Origin of the sequence: Bacillus sp. HMF5848, from assembly GCF_003944835.1 — a bacterium.
GTDB lineage: Bacteria > Bacillota > Bacilli > Bacillales > HMF5848 > HMF5848.
This window is the reverse complement of the sequence record NZ_RWIV01000001.1, coordinates 1,964,568-1,986,919: the sequence shown is the minus strand read 5'-3', so window position 1 is coordinate 1,986,919 and position 22,352 is coordinate 1,964,568. Positions and strand designations below refer to the sequence as shown.

Below are 22,352 nucleotides of genomic sequence, written 5' to 3'. Positions count from 1 at the left end.
AAATGACTTTTTCAAAATATGTTAATTTGCTTCTTCTTGAGATACATTTTTTTGTATTAAAACTACACGCGGTTTACTTCCCTCATAAGGACCAACTATCCCTTTAGCCTCCATAGTATCGATAAGTCTTGCTGCCCGCGTATACCCTATACGAAAACGCCTTTGTAGCATGGAAACGGATGCCGTTTGCATATCCACCACAAGCTGAACAGCATCATCAAATAATACATCATCTACTTCCGTTTCCTGAGCGATATCATTCGACTCATCAATAATCATTTCTTCTTGGTATTGTGCTTTTTGCTGCGAAATAACAAAATCGACAATATCTTCAACTTCATCATCCGACAGAAAGGCACCTTGCACTCGGACTGGCTTGGAAGCACCAACAGGTAAAAACAGCATATCTCCTCTACCTAACAGTTTTTCTGCCCCACCCATATCTAAAATAGTTCTTGAATCTGTTTGAGATGATACACTAAACGCTATTCGTGAAGGAATATTTGCTTTAATTACCCCCGTTATAACATCAACCGAAGGTCTTTGCGTTGCAATAATTAAATGAATACCAGCTGCACGAGCCATTTGAGCTAATCTCGTAATAGAATCCTCTACATCGGACGATGCGACCATCATTAAGTCTGCTAACTCATCCACAATAACCACAATATACGGTAATGTAGGTTGTTTATCCTCTTCTTCTTCGTTTATACGCTTTAAATACTCATTATAACTTTCAATATTACGTGTTCCTGTATGAGAAAATAGTTCATAACGACGTTCCATTTCCGAGACAACTCGTTTTAATGCTTGAGATGCCTTTTTCGGGTCTGTAACAACTGGCGCTAATAAATGAGGGATTCCATTATACACATTTAATTCAACCATCTTTGGGTCAATCATCATCATTTTCACTTCATGCGGTTTGGCACGCATTAAAATACTTACAATAATGCCATTAATACACACACTTTTCCCACTGCCCGTAGCACCTGCTACGAGTAGATGAGGCATTTTATTTAACTCTGCTAGTACAGCTTCTCCTGTAATATCACGACCAAAACCAAGTAATAGCTTAGCGTCAGGACGATTGTTCTCTTTTGCTTGCAATACTTCTCGCAGTGAAACAACAGCTATTTCTGAGTTTGGCACTTCTATACCTACAGCTGATTTACCTGGAATAGGTGCCTCAATACGAATATCTTTTGCCGCAAGAGCTAATGCAAGGTCATCACTAAGACTAACTATCTTGCTTACTTTAACACCTACATCTGGGTAAACTTCATATTTTGTAACAGCCGGTCCTACATGAACTTTTGTCACTTTAGCTTTTACCCCAAAGCTTTGGAAGGTACGCTCTAGCTTTCTAGCATTAGCATAAATAGCATCATGTTCTTGAGATTGTGTATTTTCTTTAGGAAGCTTTAAAATATTAATGTTTGGTAGTTCATACTTTTCATTTTCCTGTTCTACAAATGAAATTAACGCTGCAGGTTCTTGAGTTTCCTCTTCATGTTTTTGTTGTTTATCTTTTTGTACGGATACCTTATTAACATCGTTACTTGTTACTTGATTGATGTTTTCTGTGAAATTAGAAATAATCGGTTGTGCTTCAGCAACATTTACATCATTCATCTCAATAGTATTCTCGTCCACAATTTTAATATCAGAACTGTTAGCACTACTCTCCGCTTGATTAGCTACCTGTTTCTCTTGCTTCTTAGCAGAGCGTTTTTCTTTCATATTAACTATCCATGTTTGCAAATCGCTAACAAAAGATAGCCATTGATGCTTGATAAACATAAATATTGGTCGTGAGATTTTACTTACTGTCTCTTGTAATGATTTCCCTGTTATTAAAACAAAACCAATCACAATTAACAAGGACGCAATTAATTTTGTCCCTTTTTCATCAAACAATAAATAAAAAATAGCGAAGAAGATCGCCCCTAGCATTCCCCCACCAAGGTCTATCGTACTTGCTTCTCCGTTAATTTCCATCCAAAAAATGTCCCATGTATTTGCAATAACACTTGGTTTTTCTATTGTCCCGCTATAGGTGAGCAACGAGAACACTGTTACATGACTGAGCAGTAGAATGGATATCACAATTATGTAAATACCAATCATTTGTCTACTTAGAAGTCGCGGCCATGACCTTTTCCAAATAAAATAAATTGCTAAACAAATGAAGCCTATTAGGAAAAGCATGTACCATTCTCCGCTAAAAAAACGTAGTACATGTACAATTGAATTTCCTACTATTCCTAGCTTTAATATCCCAATGATTGTAATAGACATTAAAAGCAAGCCGCTTATTTCGTATTGCAATGTATGCTTCCATTGGCGTGTTTTTTTTCTTTTCTTCTTAGCTGCCAAAGTTTCCCCCTCCTACATTTCAAACTCACTAATAGAAGAAAGCAGCCATGTTATCGGCTGCTTAGCTAGCAATGATATCAACTACATTATAGCATAATGAGTATCCTCATACATTTTGAAATTACCTTGGAAGAGTGGATAATTTAGTTCCTGGTGCATAGTTAACATTTAAATAGTCTTGCGGATTGCTACTTATTATTCTAACAATTTCATACTCACCAAAAGTTTCCGTTGAGCTGACTATCATATTTACGCCATTAACTGTTATAGTTTGCTGCTTAGCATACGCAGCGTCATCTGTAGGAAAAACCTGTTCAATTGGTAAAATAGAATAATGTATCATTGAATGTAGCCTCCCTCAGGCTTCTGTGCTTTATAATGCTCTATTAACTCATTCAATTTTTTTATGGCACTGCCGACTCCTCCAACCTCATTAATTAGCCCATAACTAACAGCGTCATGCCCTACAACATTAGTACCTATATCTCTAGTCAAATTTCCTTGTGAAAACATTAACTCCTTAAATTTTTCTTCAGTTACTGTTGAATGGCTTGTAACAAATTTAGTGACTCGATCCTGCATTTTATCTAAATATTCAAATGTTTGCGGTACACCAATAACAAGACCTGTTAAACGAACAGGATGAATTGTCATAGTGGCTGTTTCCGCTATAAAAGAATAATCACACGACACTGCAATAGGCACACCTATTGAATGACCTCCACCTAGCACGATCGATACTGTAGGTTTAGACAATGATGCTAGCATTTCAGCTATTGCAAGTCCAGCTTCTACATCTCCTCCAACAGTATTTAAAATAATCAATAGCCCTTCAATCTTTGGATTTTGTTCAATAGCAACTATTTGTGGAATAAGATGCTCATACTTTGTTGTTTTGTTTTGTGGTGGTAATTGAATATGACCTTCTATTTGCCCCACTATTGTTAAGCTATGTATATTGGTTTCTTGTGACATCTGAGGTACATTCGTTTGACCAAGCTGTGATATTTTATCAATGATAGATTCTGATTGACTCTTATTTGGTTCCTGGTTTGGTTGTGGTTGTTTATCATTAGAAAACATGGTATTACTCCCTTCAAATAGCAATAGATACTATATTTAGTATGGAACATATTTTTATTTTCATTCTGTTTAGAGACCAGTTACAATTTTCAAAAATAAGCAGACGGGTTTTTTTGGTGACTACATTTCACATTAGTATGTACAGCTGTTGATACTCGTAAAAAAAATTCAGCTGAGTATGTTGATTAATTAAAACTACGACGATCTTAGGTTATCTAATACAGATATCTAAAAAGTTTCACTGAAGGTTAAAGTTAGCTAGGTTAAAAATATTTTTCTTCCTATTCAAAAAACCTCACTTGCAAAGTGAGGTTTAATAATTAAGCTTCCATTATTATCGGTAGAATCATGGGACGTCTTTTTGTTTTTTCATATAAATATTGATTTAATTCATCGCGTATGTTCAGTTTAAGAGACGACCACTCAACAACAAAATCCTTTGTAGCATTTTCTAATGTCTTTTTTACTATAGCAGATGCTTCATCGATTAAATCTTCAGACTCCCGAACATACACAAATCCTCTTGTAATAATTTCAGGACCTGACCTTACTTGTTTCGTTTCTTTATTCAGAGTAACGACAACAATTAATATGCCGTCTTGCGATAAAAGCCGGCGGTCTCTTAGCACAATATTGCCCACATCACCAATCCCTAAACCATCTATCATTACATTACCAACGGGTACTTTTTTCGATAGCTTTTTACCTTCTCCATTTTCAAATTCAATAATATCGCCTTTTTCGACAATAAAAATATTATCAGATTTTACGCCTACAGCCTTTGCCAGCTTAGCATGAGCAAACTGCATTTTATACTCCCCATGAACAGGGATAAAGTATTTTGGCTTCATAAGATTTAGCATCAATTTCAACTCTTCTTGTGAGCCATGTCCAGACACATGAATTGGTCGTCGTCTATAAATCACATCCGCACCTGCTCTATATAGTAAATCAATAGTTTTTGAAACTGTTAATTCGTTACCTGGCATAGGTGTTGCGGCTAGCATTACAGTGTCTCCTGGCTTTATATTAACTTGACTATGAGCTTGTCTAGCCATTTTCTCAAGAGCAGCTATTGGTTCACCATGATTACCAGTAGCTAGAAACACAAGCTGTTCATCATTATATTTATTTAAATTAGTAGCAGAAATTAGTATTTCTTCATGTATCTTTAAATAGCCTAGCTTTAAGGCTGTTTCCGTCACTGTTTTTAGACTACTTCCAACAACCACAACTTTCCGATTATTGTCTTTAGCAGCATCAAATACTTGTTGAATGCGATTTACATTAGAGGCAAAGGTTGCTACTATAACACGTCCCTCTGCGTTATAAATAACATTTGAAATTTCTTGGCGAACTACTTCTTCGGATGGTGTTAAACCTGGTTTTTCTGCATTAGTACTGTCAGACAATAAGCAAAGAACCTTCTTATTACCTATTTGGGCCATTTTGCCGATATCAGCATTATACACACCTGTTGGGGTTTGATCGAATTTAAAATCACCCGTATGAACAATGATTCCTTGTGATGTATGAAAGCAGATCCCTACTGAATCTGGGATACTGTGATTTGTACGAAAGAACGTAACATCAACATTTGAAAATGTTAGCTTAGTTTTTTCTTTTACTTCATAAACATCTGCGGTGTAAGCTTTACCATGCTCTTTTAACTTTTCTCGAACGAGTGCAAGAGTTAATTTTGTTCCATACACTTTTGTTGAGATATTTTTTAAAATATACCATAATGCACCAATATGGTCCTCATGTCCATGAGTTAGAAATACCGCCTTAACACGTTCTTTATTTTCTATTAAATATGTAATATCGGGTAAAACATTGTCAACACCATACATTTCATCTTCAGGAAACATAAGACCGGCATCTACAACAAATATGTCATCGCTCACCTCGACAACATACATATTTTTCCCTATCTCCCCTACCCCGCCTAGAGCAATCAATCTGATTTTATCTGTCTGTATTGTGTTCAAACAATTTCCTCCTATAGCCAATATATATTATTTAGTAAGTATTCTTTAACGATTAATTTCAATGTCATGGGTCATTGTTGCCAAACATCACAAGTAATCACACTTAAGTGTATACACAAAGTTAAGGACGTTATTGTATTATGTTTCTATGTATAATTGGAAAGCTCTAGAAAGACGTATGTTACTGTATTCGAGCCTAAATTTAATTCCATGTTTTTGCATGAATATTTTTTGTACCAATGAAATGTTCAGTTACCATTTTTACAAGTAAAAGCTAAATAACCCCACCATATCAAGGAGTATTACATTCCGATTTGACGAAAAATTATCATACATTTCGAATAAAAACCCCATAAACGTGAAGCACCACTAGCCGTTGTGCGCGCGAAGCTTAGACCTCATCTGCGCGAGCACCTTGCTCAGCCCCAACTAGCTTAAGACGTACCTCCTCAGGAAGGGCCTTCCCTCCCGTGGGGGAACGGCTTAAGATCTCGAGCTGTGAAAAGCATCATATTTTATATCATGCTTTTCACAAGATATTCAAGGAAGGTTATTCATAGATGAAAAACTAGCTATGTGCTGGAGCTAGACACTCATCTAGGTTAAAAACCTTATATTTTCTTTAACGTTTAGAAAAACGAATACGACCCTTTCACTCGCTTTTCATTATGGTAATAAGTAACCCGCTCTACGTCACTATAACTATTATACATGATGGAAGAATTTACGTACAAGACCGAGACTTTTTTGATAATTTATTATTAAGCAAAGTATAAAGTAGCCGTTTTAAAAATGTCCCCCCTGTTTTCCATAAATTCTTGAAAATCATCACATCTCAGAATTTTTTAGGTCTATAAAAAAAAGAGCTTAATACATTCTAGTCTATTGGGACCTTATGCATTAACCAACGATACTAAACCTTTACCGTATCTCATACTGATACACTCACACATAAAGGAGTTGAGCTTTCCTCGCTCGGAAATTCGGAAGGGTGTGATCTGAGTAATAACAATTTAGGTGTCAAAACTCATGTCTCACTCAGAGATCCAAGAATCTCTAATCCATGGGGTTTATAAATCAATAAATTGGAGGGATTTTGTAAGTATTTCATGTTGGACCTAGTAGCTTTAAAATAATTGTTATAAAAAAAATCAGCCAGTGGCTGATTTTTATAGCGTATTCAAAACAGTTTGTAACGTTATTCGTTCTTTTTCTGTTAATGGTAAAATTGGTAAACGTACTGAACCGACATCGAATCCTTTTAATTGTAATGCCGTTTTAACAGGAGCTGGGCTTGGGGCCGCAAATAATGCCTCCATTACTGGTAATAAACGCTGATGTGCCTTCGCCGCTGATAGAATATCACCATTAGTAAAAGACGCAATCATTTCTTGCATATCGTTTCCAATAATATGTGATGCCACTGAAACAATCCCTTTTCCCCCAATAGAAAGAACAGGCAAAGTCAGTCCATCATCACCACTGTATAGTTCAAAATCATCACTTGTGTTAGCTATAATCTCTGTCATAGCATTTAAATTACCACTTGCTTCTTTTACACATACAACATTTTCAATTTCTGCCAAACGAATAATTGTTTCAGGCGCAAGTGAAGAGGCTGTTCGACCTGGAACATTGTATAGCATAACAGGTAACGTTGTACTATTCGCAATTGCTTTAAAATGTTGATACATACCCTCTTGACTTGGCTTGTTGTAATATGGTGCGACAAGCATTGTTGCGTCCACACCTGCTTCGGCTGCTTTGTTTGTTAATTCAATCGAGGCATACGTGTTATTGCTCCCTGTTCCAGCAATAACGGGAACACGATGATCTACCACTTTTACTACATGTTTAAATAATGCTACTTTTTCTTCAGTTGATAGGGTAGGCGACTCTCCAGTAGTTCCTGCCACTACAAGTGAATCCGTGCCATTGTTGATTAAATAATTTACCAATGTTGTTGTCTTTTGAAAATCAACATTCCCCTTAATATCTAGCGGTGTTACCATTGCGGTAACTATGCGTCCAAAGTTAACCATCATTTCACTCCTCATTTACTGATGGTACTTGCTTGGATTCCATCCCTAAATCAAAGGCATTATGCAAAGCATTTACAGCTTTAACAAGATCTGTTTCCTTAACAAGTACCCAAATTGTAGTATGACTATCAGCTGATTGTAGAATTTGAATGCCTTCCTCTGATAATGCTGTCACAATTTTTGCGGTTACACCAGGAACACCTGCTATTCCAGCTCCGACTGTGGATACTTTGCAGCAGTGCTTTGTAATCATCGGTTCGTGACCTATTCTTTGGAGTACAGATACTGCTTTATCTGCCACATCATCAGAGACGGTATATATAATATCATGTGGTGATATATTAATAAAATCAACACTAATTCCTTCATTAGCCATTGCTTTAAATACATCAGCTTGTAAGTCATAATCACCTTTTTTAGCAATTACTTTTATTTGTGTGACACCTGATACATGCGCAATCCCTGTTACTAAGCGGTCGTGGATATCTATTTCCTTTTTAGCCTTGTCATACGAAGTTACAAGTGTCCCTAATTGATCGGTATAAGTAGATCTAATTCTAATAGGAATTTTAGCATGCATAGCGATCTCTACAGCTCTAGGATGAATGACTTTAGCACCTTGGTATGCCATATTGCTAATCTCATTATAAGTCACAGTTGTTAACGGACGAGCATTATCAACAAGACGAGGATCAGCTGTCATAACACCATCCACGTCAGTAAAAATGTCTATCCAATTAGCGTTTAATGCTACACCTAGTGCTGCAGCAGATGTATCACTGCCTCCACGCCCTATTGTCGTAATCTCACCTGATTGTGTAGCCCCTTGGAAGCCTGTAACTACAACTACATCAACTGATTTTAATTCGTTTACTACTCTCTCACAATTCATGTCGATAATTTTAGCATTTGAAAAATCATCGTTCGTAAGAAAACCTGCTAAAGCACCAGATAGTGCAACACTCTTTATAGAATGGCTATTAAGCATATTTGAGAAAACAACGGATGATATTGTTTCACCTACAGAAACGAGCATGTCTTGTTCTCTTTTTGACACATAAGAATTTGGATAGTTAATTAAACTTAACAGCGTATCAGTTGCATATGGCTCGCCTTTTCTCCCCATTGCTGACACGACTACAACTACTTTATATCCTTCTCTTATAGCATTTTCGATATGATAACGAGCTCGTTCTCGACCTTTTTCATCACGAACTGATGTACCACCGAACTTTTGCACGATGATTTTCATGAAAACACCTCAAATATTATTTAATACATCAAAATTAAACTAGCCCTAATTTTATTAGACTTTCTGCTATTTGCACTGAGTTCCAAGCAGCACCTTTTAAAAGATTATCAGATACAATCCATAAATGAAAGCCATTATCACGGTCTAAATCTTTTCGAATACGACCGACAAATACGTCTGGTTTACCTACACAATCGGCAGGCAATGGGTACAATTGCTTGCTTGGATCATCCTGAAGGACAACTCCAGGTGCATCTTGCAATAATATTTTTACATCATGAGCTGTTACATTTGTGCTATCTGTTTCAATATATACTGATTCAGAGTGCCCTGTCATAATCGGTATACGTACACAAGTTGCAGCTACTTGAACATCAGGAAGGTGCATGATCTTCTTTGTCTCATTAATCATCTTCATCTCCTCATACGTAAATCCATTGTCTTGGAATTTATCTATTTGAGGAATAGCATTAAATGCAATTTGATAGTGCTTTTCGTCACTTTTCACTGGTAATATTTCAGCTTTCACTGCATCTCCACGTAGTATAGCAGCAGATTGTTCTTCCAACTCTGCTACAGCAGAAGCACCCGCCCCTGATACGGCTTGATATGTTGATACAATAATTTTATTTAGACCATATGCTTTGCGAATGGGTTCTAAGGCAACAACCATTTGAATTGTTGAACAGTTAGGATTCGCGATGATACCATTATGTCGATGCAAATCATTCTCATTCACTTCTGGAACAACTAGTGGCACATTAGGGTCCATTCTAAATGCACTCGTATTATCGATAACGATGGCACCCCGCTTTGCTGCTTCTGGTGCTAATTCTTTAGAGACACTTCCACCTGCACTAAATAGTGCAATTTCGACACCTTCGAAGCTATCAGGAGTTGCTACTTGAATTGTAATTTCTTCGTCTTTAAACTTTACAACTTTCCCAGCAGAACGAGGACTCGATAAAAGAGTCAGTTTAGAAATAGGAAAGTCTCTATCAATTAACATTTGCATCATTTGTGTACCTACTGCACCTGTTGCACCTACAACAGCAACGTGATATTGTTTATTGCTCATTTATAATAACCCCTTCCATGCTAATCAAAGGTTAGCCTCTAATATTATAACGATAATTTCATATATAGCAGTAATTTTAACACATATCACATAGAAATAAGAGAAGATTTTCTTAAAAAATCTCCTCTTTATTTATAAAAAGCAAATGTTAATCACGAAACTTTTCGATAACAACAGGCTGAAATTGTTTTCCTTCTAAAGCTGCTTCTACCGTATCAGATAATAGCTCCATTTTCGCTACCATTGAGTTCGGTTTTTTAATAGGATCATCTTGACCAAATGGAATAAAGTATATATTTTTTGTTGCCATTAATCTCATTAAGTTCACACCATTTAATCCAAGGGCATCATTAGTTGAGATACCTAGAACAACAGGATTTTGATTTCTTAGTGTAGCCTTTGCAGCCATTAAAACAGGAGAATCTGTCATTGCATTTGCAAATTTACTCATAGAGTTTCCAGTAAGAGGAGCCACAACCATACAATCTAACGGTGTCTTAGGCCCAAGGGGTTCTGCTTTTACAATAGAATCTATAATAGAATTACCCGTAATGTCTTCAATTTTCTTTACAAGCTCTTCACCTTCCGCAAAGCGTGTTGTTGTACTTTTTACATTGAAAGTCGCAACTGGCCAGACATCTGCACCAGCATCTACTAGCTTTTGAATTTCAGGTAGTACCGCATCATACGTACAATGTGATCCCGTCAAACCAAAACCAATACGTTTCCCCTTTAAAATCATGTATATCATATCTCCTTTCGATCTATTAAATCTTCCGAAAGTAAATTAGCCAATACGTTTGCGACAATCTGACCAGCTGTTTTAGGTGCTACAATACCAGGTAAGCCTGGTGCCAATAATGCTTTTACACCTCGTTTTTCTGCATAGCGGAAATCTGTTCCTCCTGGCTTGGAGGCCAGATCTATAATTAACGTGTGGGCAGGCATTTTTGAGATAACTCTTGCTGTTACAATTAAATCTGGCACCGTATTGATACAAACATCTATATCCTGTACTTCTTTTTCGAGATCAGATAAATAGAAAGGCTCAAGCCCCATTTCTGATATACGAGCAACATGCTCTGTTTTTCGAGCACCTACTTTTACTTTAGCACCGAGTGCATGAAAACTTCTCGCAACACTCATTCCTACACGTCCTAAACCAAGGACCGCAACTCGCGAACCGTGGATTGTTATATCTGTGTGTTGAATCACCATCATAATAGTGCCTTCAACTGTTGGAATAGAGTTATAAATAGCAACATCATCACGTTCAAATAACTTTACTAGCTTTCTATCAGTTGAATTGATAATTTTGTCTAGATACGCATTGCTTATGCCCGAATATATCGTACAATGTTCAGGGGTATTAGCAAGTATTTCTTCGGTTAAGACAACTGTTTCATTTGAGAATATCGTTTCAATCTTCCCTTCAAGAGAAGTGCCGGGTACTGGTAAGATAATCGCATCTATATTTGAAAAATCGACCTCAGTTATTTGTGCTTTTGAAGCACCTGTGAACCCGTGGTCTAACTGATCAAAACCAATCAAAGTCAGCTTTGCATCGAGTTCCGTTAACTTTCTTATCACTTCTAGCTGTCGTGCATCCCCACCTATGACAGCAACATGCATATCGGTAAGCATATATTCACCTTCTTTTATACATATTTTAATAATATGCAATACGTGACAACTGACTTGTTGTATGACAAATGCCCAATTCCTTATTCCCACAACATATTATGTAATCACCCATAAATAGGTGAATCAAAAATGACTATTCACTGTAAATTTCTTATTAACATAATATTGTTATAGTTAATTTAATTGAAAGTAAAAAAAAACCGACAGATTGCTCTGTCAGTCTTCTTCTTCACCAGGTATATCTATAATAACCATATCTGCACCTATTTTCTTAATATGTTGCCAAGCTACGCGAACTTCGCTTCCCTGCTTTCTCAATCCGAACCATTTCTGTGTCGGAATAATAAGTGCATTTATTTGACCGGTTTGTTCATTAATCTCTAAATCCGTTTGCCCTAATATACCTAAACGCTCAGCCCTTTTCACATCAACAATTTCTTTCCCACTTAATTCACTTAACCTCATGTTTCGCCCCCCCTATTACTATGTATAACAGGAAGGAACAGTAAAAATGAGTAATTTAAAAAGTTTTTTTATTTTAAAGTTTTAGGTAATTCACCAGTAGGACTTATTAACGCTACAGAATACTCAGACGAAAATATATCCTTTGCTAACTTATTAACCTTATTTACATTTACAGCATTGATGCTTTCTATAATTTCATCTATGCTACGATGTCTTTTTAATAAAAGTTCATTTTTACCATTTCGGCTCATTCTACTATTTGTGCTTTCTAGACTTAATACTAAATTACCTTTCATTTGTTCCTTACTATTGTATAACTCTTTATCATCAATACCATTTTCAATAAGTGTATGTAATGTATTTTGAATGGTATCAAACAATAAGTCTAACTGTTGATTTGCTGTTCCTCCATATACTGTAAGCATACCATTATCAGCATACGAAGAGTGATATGAAAAAATGGAATAAGCAAGACCGCGTTGTTCACGAACTTCTTGAAACAAACGACTGCTCATACTACCGCCAAGTATGTTATTTAAAACAATTAAGTTATACATATCATCATGCCCAACAGGCAGTCCCTTATATCCAATACATAAATGTACTTGTTCTGTTTCCTTTTTACGCGCTAGCTTGTCAGTATAAAAAACAGGTACAGAATAGCCTTTAGCTTCTTTCGTTGTTTCATAACTTCCGAAGTAGCTCTCTACCTCTTTAATAAATGAACTATCAACGTTGCCCGCAATCGAAACAACAACATTTTCAGGTGTGTATGTCTCATTCATATATTGGCGTAAGCTATCTGGGCCGAAGCTTTTCAGTGTTTCTTCTGTGCCTAAAATTGGATACCCCAATGGATGGTCTTTATATGTAGCTTTACTCAGTAAATCGTGAACTATATCATCAGGTGTATCCTCGTACATTTTAATTTCTTCAAGAACAACATTTTTCTCTTTATTGAGTTCCTCATTGTCAAATAAAGAATTAAAAAACATATCTTGAAGAATATTTAATGCTGTTGCAGCATGTTCATCCAATACCTTAGCGTAATAACACGTATATTCTTTTGACGTAAACGCATTTACTTGCCCACCAATGCTATCGAATGACTCTGCTATTTCCCGTGCGGATCGATTTTTCGTACCTTTGAAAAACATATGTTCTAAAAAATGAGATACCCCGTTATTTTCAAGAGTTTCATTTCTTGACCCCGTCCCAATCCAAACTCCTATAGCTACAGACCGTACTGTTGGGATTTTTTCTAATACTATTCTTACACCATTTTTACATGTATATTTTTCAATCAAGGTTGGGACCCCCTTATTATTATTTACTAAGAAAAATTAAATGCTTATTTAATAATTCGTTTTTCACTTAGAGTGGTAGATACATCTGTAATCAATAGTTTTTTCGACTGAATCAACCTTATGAGCGGTTCTAGTGACTTAGCCGTGGATTCAGTTGGATGCATAAGAACTAAAGCACCAGGTTGTAACTTTGACATGACCCTATTGATTAAAACATCAGGTGTGGGTTTTTGCCAATCAATCGTATCTACAGTCCATAATATCGTTTTTAAGTTTTGTTCGTGAGCAATACTTACAACATCATCCCGATAGCTGCCACTCGGTGGAGCAAATAAAGAAGGCACCTTTCCGGTAGTCACCTCGATTACAGCATTCGTTTTTTCTATTTCATCACGGATTCTAGCATTTGTTAATGTTTTCATATCCGGATGCGTATATGCATGATTGCCTACTTCAAAACCTGCATCGACAATCATTTTAGCAAGGTCAGGATTATTCTTCACCCATTGTCCTTCTAAAAAGAAAGTTGCTTTTACATTGTTTTTCTTTAAAGTATCAACCATAGAAGGTATGTATTCATTTCCCCAAGCTACATTAATCATAAAAGCTACTGCCAGTTTCTCTGGATGTCCACGATATATTGGGGCAGGCTCTAAATCATCAAGATGAATATTAGGAGACACTTGTTCATATACAAGTTTGTCAGGACTAAATTTACCATCCTTTTGCATATTCTCATAAGATTGCTCAATGTCGACTTTTAGACCATTAATTCCCGGCATGGCTTTCCAAACTGAATCTATTTTGGCATCTTCTGCTTTTTTTTCATATTTACTAGCATTCGCAGTTATCTCCATAAATAGGGAATCTTTTTGCTTATTAACAGCAATACTCTCTTGCTTAAGAGAATACACGTAGTCTGTTGTATATGGATTTTCAACTATTGTAAACGTTACTAGTACAATACTGACAAATGCTATGATTTGCAACCATACTCTTTTCATTTATTATTCCCCCTTTCTTTTAGACTTATGTAAAAGGGGGACAAGGTAGAACAAAAAAGAAATTGTAAACTCGTATTCATAGCAATCCGCGACCATCTAATTGTCGACTATCATAACAATTCAAAACATAAGGTTGATAAGCTTGCTAACATCAAACACGAGCGCCTGTCGAGCTACCCAACAAGTTTACCTAGATAAATGAGCTTATAAATTAAGCTGTGGCTCCTAATCCCCGCTAGAAATACACAGTTCAGTTTTTCCAAGGGCGTAATATAAAAGAAAGAAAAAGCGGGCATTAGCGTTTAAAGCTGATTCACCCTCAGAAGGACGGTACACTCTATTAATCAGTCGTAAGATGCTGAAAATAGATAGCGATCTATTTTCAAGCTTTCTTATACTTCAAGTAAAAAAGCCAGGATCTCTCCAGGCTTCCAAATTTCAAATCACATTAATATGATATTGATTCTACTGTTATGATTGTTCTTGGCGCTCCTGTGCCTCACGTTGCTCTTTAATCACAACTTTACGAGACAGGTTCACACGACCTTGATCATCAATTTTAATTACTTTTACAAGTAATTCATCACCAATCTTGATGACATCTTCTACTTTGTTAACACGTTCTTCAGCCAACTCTGAAATATGAACAAGTCCATCTTTGCCAGCAAATATCTCTAGAAAAGCACCAAACTTTTCAATACGCTTGACTTTACCCATATACATTTGACCAACTTCAACTTCTCGAACAATATCTTCAATGATTTGCTTTGCCTTTTTATTCATTTCATCGTTAATACTTGCAATAAAGACTGTCCCATCTTGCTCGATATCAATCTTAACACCAGTTTCTTCGATGATTTTATTTATCTGTTTTCCGCTTGGTCCAATAACATCACGGATCTTGTCTGGGTTAATTTTCATAGTAAGAATCTTAGGCGCATATTGTGATAGAGAAGCACGAGGCTTATCAATTGTAGTCATCATATGCTCTAGAATTTCAATGCGGCCTTTTTGAGCTTGTAGTAAAGCTTCTTCAAGAATATCGCGACTTAAACCTGCAATCTTAATATCCATTTGAAGAGCCGTAACACCCTTAGAGGTCCCAGCAACTTTGAAATCCATATCTCCTAAATGATCTTCCATACCTTGAATATCTGTTAACACTGTGTAGTGCTCCCCAGATTTAACAAGTCCCATTGCTATTCCTGCAACAGGTGCTTTAATTGGTACCCCTGCGTCCATCATTGCTAATGTACTAGCACAAATACTAGCTTGTGAAGTAGATCCATTAGATTCAAGGACCTCTGATACTAAACGAACAGTATATGGGAAGTCTGTCTCAGACGGAATAACAGGTTCAAGTGCTCTTTCTCCTAATGCCCCATGACCGATTTCACGGCGACCTGGTCCACGTAATGGTCCTGTTTCACCAACACTAAATGAAGGGAAATTATAATGGTGCATGAATCGCTTAGATTCTTCAATACCAAGACCATCTAAAATTTGCACATCACCTAAAGCCCCCAGCGTACACGAGCTTAACACTTGAGTTTGTCCACGTGTAAACAGGCCAGAACCGTGTGTACGAGGTAAAATGGCAGTTTCTGAAGATAAAGGACGAATTTCATCAGCTTTCCTTCCGTCAGGACGAATCTTTTCAATCGTAATAAGACGACGAACTTCTTCTTTAACAATTTTGCTTAAAATTTCCTTAACTTGTTTTAAAGTTTGCTCATCCGCTTCTTTTTCAATATATTGACTTTCTACGGTAGCTTTAACAGTACTGATTGCTTTTTCACGAGCATGTTTCTCATGTACTTGAATAGCTGCTTTAATTTGTTCCTCAGCTAAGGCGCGAACTTCTTGTTCAAGAGTTGCATCTAACTCGTAAAGTTTAACTTCCATTTTTTCTTTTCCAATTTCACGGACAATCGTTTCTTGGAATTCAATTAAACGCTTTATTTCGTTGTGGCCAAACATGATGGCTTGAAGCATTACATCTTCAGGCACTTCATCAGCACCGGCCTCAACCATGTTAATAGCATCCTTTGTACCTGCTACAACAAGGTGTATGTCACTTTGTTCTAATTGCTCAACAGAAGGATTTATGACAAATTCATTATTAATGCGACCGACAATAACTCCAGCTATTGGTCCTTCAAAAGGTATATCTGATACAGATAATGCAAGTGACGAGCCAAACATAGCTGCCATTTCTGAAGAGCAGTTTTGGTCTACACTCATAACAATGCTTATAACCTGAACATCATTACGGAAACCATCTGCAAATAACGGACGAATTGGGCGGTCAATTAATCGACTTGCAAGAATTGCTTTTTCACTAGGTCGACCTTCACGCTTAATAAATCCACCAGGAATTTTCCCTACTGCATACAATCGCTCTTCGTAGTTACATGTTAACGGGAAGAAATCAACTGCTTTCGGTTCTTTTGAAGCCGTAGCAGTACTTAATACAACTGTTTCACCATATCGAATGAGAACTGCGCCGTTTGCCTGTTTTGCTAGTTGTCCAACTTCAACAGTTAGCTTACGACCAGCCCAATCCATGGTATATGTATGTTTATCTTGGTCCATATATGAGCCCCTCTCTTATATTGCCTTATATAGTAGTATGTTGTTATTAGTATGAACTAATTAATACAAACATATCATAGAAAAGCACGTGGTTACCTACACCAGCGTAACTTTTACAATAAGTAAAATTATGATACATATCCATTTGATGGAAATATATATACATATGAAAAAAGCGGGAATAATTCCCGCTTTTGTTAGTATGAACTTATCGACGTAAGCCTAGCTTATTAATTAACTCACGGTAACGAGATACATCCTTGTTACGCAAGTAGTTCAATAAGTTACGACGCTTACCTACCATTTTAAGAAGACCTCTTCTTGAGTGATGATCTTTCTTGTGGAAACGTAAATGTTCGTTAAGCGTGTTAATTTGCTCTGTTAGGACAGCAATTTGAACCTCTGGAGATCCAGTATCTGTATCATGTGTACGGAACTCAGCAATTAGTTCATTTTTGCGCGCTTGACTTAAAGCCATCCTATTTCACCTCCTATTATTTTATCCCCTTATGCCGAGCAAAGCGTTGGTGAATCGCATAGCCAAGCATAGGTTAAAATCATACAAGTACAAATATACAGCTTTTATAAATAAAAATCAAGGTTATTTATTAAAAAAGAATAAAAATCATATCAATTGTAATAATATATTCTAGTTTAAGCCACTCCTAATACAGAGTTAACACATGTTTAAAAGCTCTTGTGCTTTAATACAATCCGCATTAATTTGTTGCTTAAGCTCGTCAATAGAAGAAAATTTTTGCTCTGCCCTAATTCGATCATGCCACTCTACAATAACTTCTTCCCCATAAATATCCATTTCAAAATTAAATATATGTACCTCTACTGATGGTACCGGTGTATCAGATTGAAAAGTAGGTTTCACACCAACATTACAAACGCCAATATACCATGAATCAAGTACATAGCAGCGAACTGCATATACTCCGTTTGGAGGTAGTAAGTATTCACCATATGCAATATTAGCAGTTGGAAACCCTATGGTACGTCCCCGCTTGTCGCCATCAATAACATTTCCTTTAATAGTATAATGGCGACCTAACAATGGAGGTAATTCATTCATAGCACCACGAGCAATTACTGCGCGTATATATGTAGAGCTTATCTTGTCATCCGCGAGTGCCAATTTAGGAATAACTGCGTAAGAAAAAGAGTTTCTAGCATGAAAATATAATGTTTCCATCGTTCCCTTACCAAGGCGTCCATATGTAAAATCAAATCCAGCCACAACATGCTTAACATTTAAATTAATTATATATAAGTCTACAAATTGCTGTGGCTCTAGGTCGGCAAATTGTTCTGTAAAGTGAATAACAAAAGCAATATCTACCCCTAGAGTTTTAAATAGTGATAGTTTCTCTTCTAATGGGGTAATATGAGCTTGCGGAGCAATTTGTTTTTTTAAAACAACTAACGGATGGGGATCAAACGTCATAACAGCACTCTGCAAATGATTTTCACGAGCATATGCAACTGCTTCATTAATAACCTTTTGATGCCCAAGATGTACACCATCAAAATAACCAAGTGCCATCACAAGTTCAGGGAAATCTTCAATTTTATAAGAATGTGGATGAGTAATATTAATTATTTTCATACAATCACCTAATTTCCACTCACACAATCAGTTATTGCGAAGTACTTTAAGAGGTTTCAGTAAACCTGGTTTTGTAGGGTGCTTAATATATAATGCTAATAAGTTACCTGCTTCATCTAACATTTGTAATGGTTGATCTTCTTCTATGTGCTCAAATTGGGCAGGTACTGATAGAACTGCACCATTTTTTACTTTCGATTGTAATGTACCATGCAAATGCCATTTCGGCAAATAAAAAAGAGCATCTTCAATAGAGATTAATTTCTCTTGCAACATACCATTTTCAGAAAGCTGCTCTGCTTCTTGAAGTGTGATACTTTGCTCAATGGAAAATTCTCCAGATTTTATCCTTGTTAATTGAGACATGTGGGCTGGATAACCTAACTTTTCTCCAACCATAACCGCCAAAGTTCTTACGTATGTTCCTTTACTAGCATGAACACGAAACGAGAACGTGACCGTTTCACCTAACGGTAGCTCATCAAAATTATCTAAAATTTCAAACGAGTGAATAGTCACCTGACGTGATGGTCTTTCAACCTCAATGCCCTTCCTTGCATATTCATATAACTTTTTACCATTTACTTTAACAGCAGAATACATAGGGGGTATTTGTTCTATTGTACCAGTTAGCTCATTGAAAACTTGTGCAATATCATCATAAGATATACTCTTATCAATTGCTTTCTTGTCTACGATTTCACCTGTCTGGTCTTCCGTGGTTGTTGAAATCCCAAGGGTAACCTTACCCTCATATACCTTATTGTCAGCGGTTAGTAAATCAACTATCTTCGTAGCTCGTCCAATACAAATAGGCAACACACCTGTTACTTCTGGATCTAAAGTTCCAGTGTGTCCTACCTTCTTTGTTCTAGCATACTTACGCATCCTGTACACACAATCATGTGACGTCATCCCTGCAGGCTTGTTCAAAATTAATACGCCTTCCATGCTTAACACTCCTAATGCTTCTTACTTATGTAAATGCAATATTAATATTTATATAAAAGGGATAGACAAATGCCTATCCCTTTTACTAGTAATTCAATCAGTCTTGCTTTTCAGAAGACTGATCATTTATTTCGTGTAACAACGTTTCTATACGATTACCATAATCAATAGACTCATCTATCTCAAACAAAATTTCAGGCGTTTTTCTAAGGCGAATGCGCGAACCAACTTCAGATCGAATGAAGCCTTTTGCTTTCGCTAGTCCTTTTAGTGTATTTTGACGTTGTTCTTCATCACCAAGGACTGAAATATAAACCTTTGCGATTTGCAAGTCGCCTGATACACGTACATCTGTTACAGTCATAAACCCAATTCTTGGATCTTTAATTTTTTTGCCAATGATATCTCCAATTTCCTTTTTCATCTGCTCTGCTACTCTATTAGCACGAAGACTCATTTTACTATCACCTCAATTAAAACCATTCTGATGTGGTTACGGTGCGCTCAATTTCCGGAAAAGAGTCAATTAAAGAAAGAGCACGCTGCAGTTCCTTTTCACAAGCCACTTTCGATGAAGCTGTCGTAACAATTGCAATTGTTGTACGTTGCCACACGTCCTGGTGATTTAGCTCTGACACAGCTACATTGTAACGTTGCTTTAAGCGAGTAATAATTCGCTGCAACACAGCACGTTTCTCTTTTAAGGAGTGTGCGTTATATATGACACACTCACACTCGACATAACCGATCATTTACGCTCGATTTCCTCCATGATATAGGCTTCAACAATGTCGCCTTCTTTAAGATCATTAAAGTTTCTTATTGTAATTCCACACTCATAACCTTGCGCTACTTCTTTAGCATCGTCTTTAAAGCGTTTTAGAGCATCAATTTCACCTTCAAAAATGACTACGCCATCTCGAATTAAGCGAATACCACTATCACGGGAAATTTTCCCGTCTATTACATAGCTTCCCGCAATTGTACCAACTTTAGACACTTTAAATGTTTGACGAACCTCTGCTTGCCCAATTATTTTTTCTTGGAATTCAGGATCAAGCATTCCTTTCATAGCTGCTTCAATTTCTTCAATTACTTTATATATAATGCGGTGTAAACGAATATCAACCTTTTCCACTTCAGCTGTACGTTTAGCACCACCATCAGGGCGAACGTTAAATCCAATGACAATTGCATTGGATGCAGACGCTAAAATAATATCTGACTCAGTAATAGCGCCAACACCAGTGTGAATAATTTTTACTTTTGCACCTTCAACATCAATTTTCATTAAGGCAGCTGCAAGTGCTTCAACTGATCCTTGAACGTCTGCTTTAACGATAAGATTTATTTCTTTAATATCACCTTGTTTAATTTGCTCAAATAACTCATCTAAGCTAATTCTTGATTTTTCTCCACGTTGTTCTTCTAGCTGCTTTTGAGCTCTCGCTTCCCCAATTTGACGAGCACGCTTCTCATCATCAAACACAACAAAGCGATCACCTGCTTGAGGTACATCATTCAAACCTGTAATTTCAACTGGTGTAGAAGGACCAACTTCTTTCACACGGCGTCCTACATCATTTACCATTGCCCGAACACGACCAAACGTGTTACCGACTACGATTGGGTCTCCAACTCGCAACGTCCCATTTTGCACGAGCAGTGTAGCAACTGATCCACGACCTTTGTCCAGTTCAGCTTCAATTACTGTTCCAATCGCATTACGATTTGGATTAGCTTTAAACTCTTCTACTTCACTTACGAGTAGAATCATTTCAAGTAATTCGTCAATTCCTTCGCCAGTTAATGCTGATAACATGACAAAAATTGTGTCGCCACCCCATGATTCTGGAACTAGGTTGAATTCCACTAACTCCTGCATAACACGGTCTGGATTAGCAGTTGGCTTATCCATTTTATTTACAGCTACGATGATAGGAACGCCAGCTGCTTTAGCATGTGATATAGCTTCTTTCGTCTGTGGCATAACACCATCGTCTGCAGCTACTACTAAGATCGTAATATCAGTAACCTTCGCACCACGTGCACGCATTGTCGTAAAAGCAGCATGCCCAGGTGTATCTAAGAAAGTAATTTTTTTATTGTTAACCTCTACTTGGTAAGCTCCGATATGTTGTGTAATACCGCCAGCTTCTCCTTCTGTTACTTTTGTATGACGAATAGAATCAAGTAACGTCGTTTTACCGTGGTCAACGTGACCCATTATTGTAACAACTGCTGGACGAATTTGGAGATTTTCATCATTTTCTTCATCAATATAAGTGTCTAGATCTGTTTCATCTACGATAAACTCTTCTTTAACTTCGACACCATATTCACTTGCAATTAATTCAATTGTGTCTTTATCTAAATCTTGATTAATTGTTGCCATAATACCAAGTAAGAATAGTTTTTTGATAATCTCTGCAGGTTCTTTGTTCAATTTAGAAGCCAATTCTGCAACAGTTAAGGAACCAATGAAGGTAATTTCAGAAGGCAGCTCCTTCTTTTTCGCCTGAGCTTGAGGAGCTTGGTATTGGTGAGAATGACCTTTTTGCTTACCTTTTTTCTTCTTTTTATTTGAGTTGTTATTATTAAACACTTTCTTTTCAATATGCTGTGTTTGAACATCATGTTTCTTTGTTTCTTTCGCTTTTGCGACTGTCTTGATCTTTTCAACTTTTGTTGTTACAACATCTTCATCCTCTTCAAGAACCTCTGATGTCTTCTTTTTAACAGTCGTTTGTTGATTGGGCTTTATAGATTGATTATCTTTCTTCGAATTCATTTGTTTGTCTAATTGCTCAACTGTTTGATCTTCTAATGTTGCCATATGATTTGATACCTCTATTTCCATCTCCTTAAGCTTAGAGATTACCTCTTTACTAGAAATGTTATGTTTTTTTGCATATTCGTACACACGCATTTTACTCATACGTTCAC

General features: G+C 36.6%; 19 protein-coding genes. All 19 read right to left on the bottom strand.

Translation table 11 applies throughout. The features are described 5' to 3' along the window. Positions 1 to 21: 21 nt before the first annotated feature. The 19 genes from EJF36_RS09470 to infB all read right to left on the bottom strand — a co-directional run bounded on the left by EJF36_RS09470 (position 22) and on the right by infB (position 22,344). Positions 22 to 2,379, bottom strand: a complete 2,358-nt coding sequence (locus EJF36_RS09470; RefSeq protein WP_125906089.1) for a DNA translocase FtsK — start codon at positions 2,377 to 2,379, stop codon at positions 22 to 24. Between the two features lie 121 nt (positions 2,380 to 2,500). Further along, entirely contained in the window at positions 2,501 to 2,722 is a 222-nt protein-coding gene (locus EJF36_RS09465) for a YlzJ-like family protein (protein ID WP_125906088.1), read from the bottom strand. Continuing rightward, a complete protein-coding gene (locus EJF36_RS09460; RefSeq protein ID WP_125906087.1) occupies positions 2,719 to 3,462 on the bottom strand; it encodes a ClpP family protease in 744 nt (247 codons plus the stop codon). Before EJF36_RS09460 ends, EJF36_RS09465 begins: the two co-directional genes overlap by 4 nt. Positions 3,463 to 3,782: 320 nt before the next feature. Next, the gene (locus tag EJF36_RS09455) at positions 3,783 to 5,453 is read right to left on the bottom strand and encodes a ribonuclease J (RefSeq protein WP_125906086.1); all 1,671 of its coding nucleotides are present in this window, start codon (positions 5,451 to 5,453) and stop codon (positions 3,783 to 3,785) included. Between the two features lie 1,169 nt (positions 5,454 to 6,622). Then, positions 6,623 to 7,495, bottom strand: coding sequence for a 4-hydroxy-tetrahydrodipicolinate synthase (dapA, locus tag EJF36_RS09450; RefSeq protein ID WP_125908324.1), 873 nt, complete (start codon positions 7,493 to 7,495; stop codon positions 6,623 to 6,625). A gap of 4 nt (positions 7,496 to 7,499) precedes the next feature. After that, positions 7,500 to 8,747, bottom strand: a complete 1,248-nt coding sequence (gene dapG / locus EJF36_RS09445) for an aspartate kinase (RefSeq protein WP_125906085.1) — start codon at positions 8,745 to 8,747, stop codon at positions 7,500 to 7,502. Positions 8,748 to 8,781: 34 nt separating this feature from the next. Continuing rightward, positions 8,782 to 9,825 (bottom strand): aspartate-semialdehyde dehydrogenase, encoded by a 1,044-nt coding sequence (gene asd, locus EJF36_RS09440; RefSeq protein WP_125906084.1) that lies wholly within the window; start codon positions 9,823 to 9,825, stop codon positions 8,782 to 8,784. 148 nt (positions 9,826 to 9,973) lie between these two features. Then, positions 9,974 to 10,567: a dipicolinate synthase subunit B gene (gene dpaB / locus EJF36_RS09435; RefSeq protein ID WP_125906083.1), complete on the bottom strand. Its 594-nt coding sequence runs from the start codon at positions 10,565 to 10,567 to the stop codon at positions 9,974 to 9,976. Positions 10,568 to 10,572: 5 nt separating this feature from the next. Further along, positions 10,573 to 11,469: a dipicolinic acid synthetase subunit A gene (gene dpaA / locus EJF36_RS09430; RefSeq protein ID WP_125906082.1), complete on the bottom strand. Its 897-nt coding sequence runs from the start codon at positions 11,467 to 11,469 to the stop codon at positions 10,573 to 10,575. Between the two features lie 216 nt (positions 11,470 to 11,685). Further along, a complete protein-coding gene (locus EJF36_RS09425) occupies positions 11,686 to 11,934 on the bottom strand; it encodes a YlmC/YmxH family sporulation protein (protein ID WP_125906081.1) in 249 nt (82 codons plus the stop codon). A gap of 68 nt (positions 11,935 to 12,002) precedes the next feature. After that, positions 12,003 to 13,241: a M16 family metallopeptidase gene (locus EJF36_RS09420; RefSeq protein ID WP_125906080.1), complete on the bottom strand. Its 1,239-nt coding sequence runs from the start codon at positions 13,239 to 13,241 to the stop codon at positions 12,003 to 12,005. A 44-nt stretch (positions 13,242 to 13,285) separates the two neighbouring features. Continuing rightward, entirely contained in the window at positions 13,286 to 14,245 is a 960-nt protein-coding gene (locus tag EJF36_RS09415; protein WP_125906079.1) for a polysaccharide deacetylase family protein, read from the bottom strand. A gap of 471 nt (positions 14,246 to 14,716) precedes the next feature. Beyond that, a complete protein-coding gene (gene pnp, locus EJF36_RS09410) occupies positions 14,717 to 16,840 on the bottom strand; it encodes a polyribonucleotide nucleotidyltransferase (protein ID WP_125906078.1) in 2,124 nt (707 codons plus the stop codon). A gap of 208 nt (positions 16,841 to 17,048) precedes the next feature. After that, the gene (gene rpsO / locus EJF36_RS09405) at positions 17,049 to 17,318 is read right to left on the bottom strand and encodes a 30S ribosomal protein S15 (RefSeq protein WP_125906077.1); all 270 of its coding nucleotides are present in this window, start codon (positions 17,316 to 17,318) and stop codon (positions 17,049 to 17,051) included. A gap of 198 nt (positions 17,319 to 17,516) precedes the next feature. Further along, positions 17,517 to 18,455, bottom strand: a complete 939-nt coding sequence (gene ribF, locus EJF36_RS09400) for a bifunctional riboflavin kinase/FAD synthetase (protein ID WP_125906076.1) — start codon at positions 18,453 to 18,455, stop codon at positions 17,517 to 17,519. A 27-nt stretch (positions 18,456 to 18,482) separates the two neighbouring features. After that, entirely contained in the window at positions 18,483 to 19,406 is a 924-nt protein-coding gene (truB, locus tag EJF36_RS09395; RefSeq protein WP_125906075.1) for a tRNA pseudouridine(55) synthase TruB, read from the bottom strand. Positions 19,407 to 19,503: 97 nt separating this feature from the next. Continuing rightward, on the bottom strand, positions 19,504 to 19,863 hold the full coding sequence (gene rbfA, locus EJF36_RS09390) for a 30S ribosome-binding factor RbfA (protein WP_125906074.1): 360 nt from the start codon (positions 19,861 to 19,863) through the stop codon (positions 19,504 to 19,506). Positions 19,864 to 19,879: 16 nt separating this feature from the next. After that, positions 19,880 to 20,158 (bottom strand): DUF503 domain-containing protein, encoded by a 279-nt coding sequence (locus EJF36_RS09385; protein WP_125906073.1) that lies wholly within the window; start codon positions 20,156 to 20,158, stop codon positions 19,880 to 19,882. Next, the gene (infB, locus tag EJF36_RS09380) at positions 20,155 to 22,344 is read right to left on the bottom strand and encodes a translation initiation factor IF-2 (RefSeq protein ID WP_125906072.1); all 2,190 of its coding nucleotides are present in this window, start codon (positions 22,342 to 22,344) and stop codon (positions 20,155 to 20,157) included. Before infB ends, EJF36_RS09385 begins: the two co-directional genes overlap by 4 nt. Positions 22,345 to 22,352 lie beyond the last annotated feature (8 nt).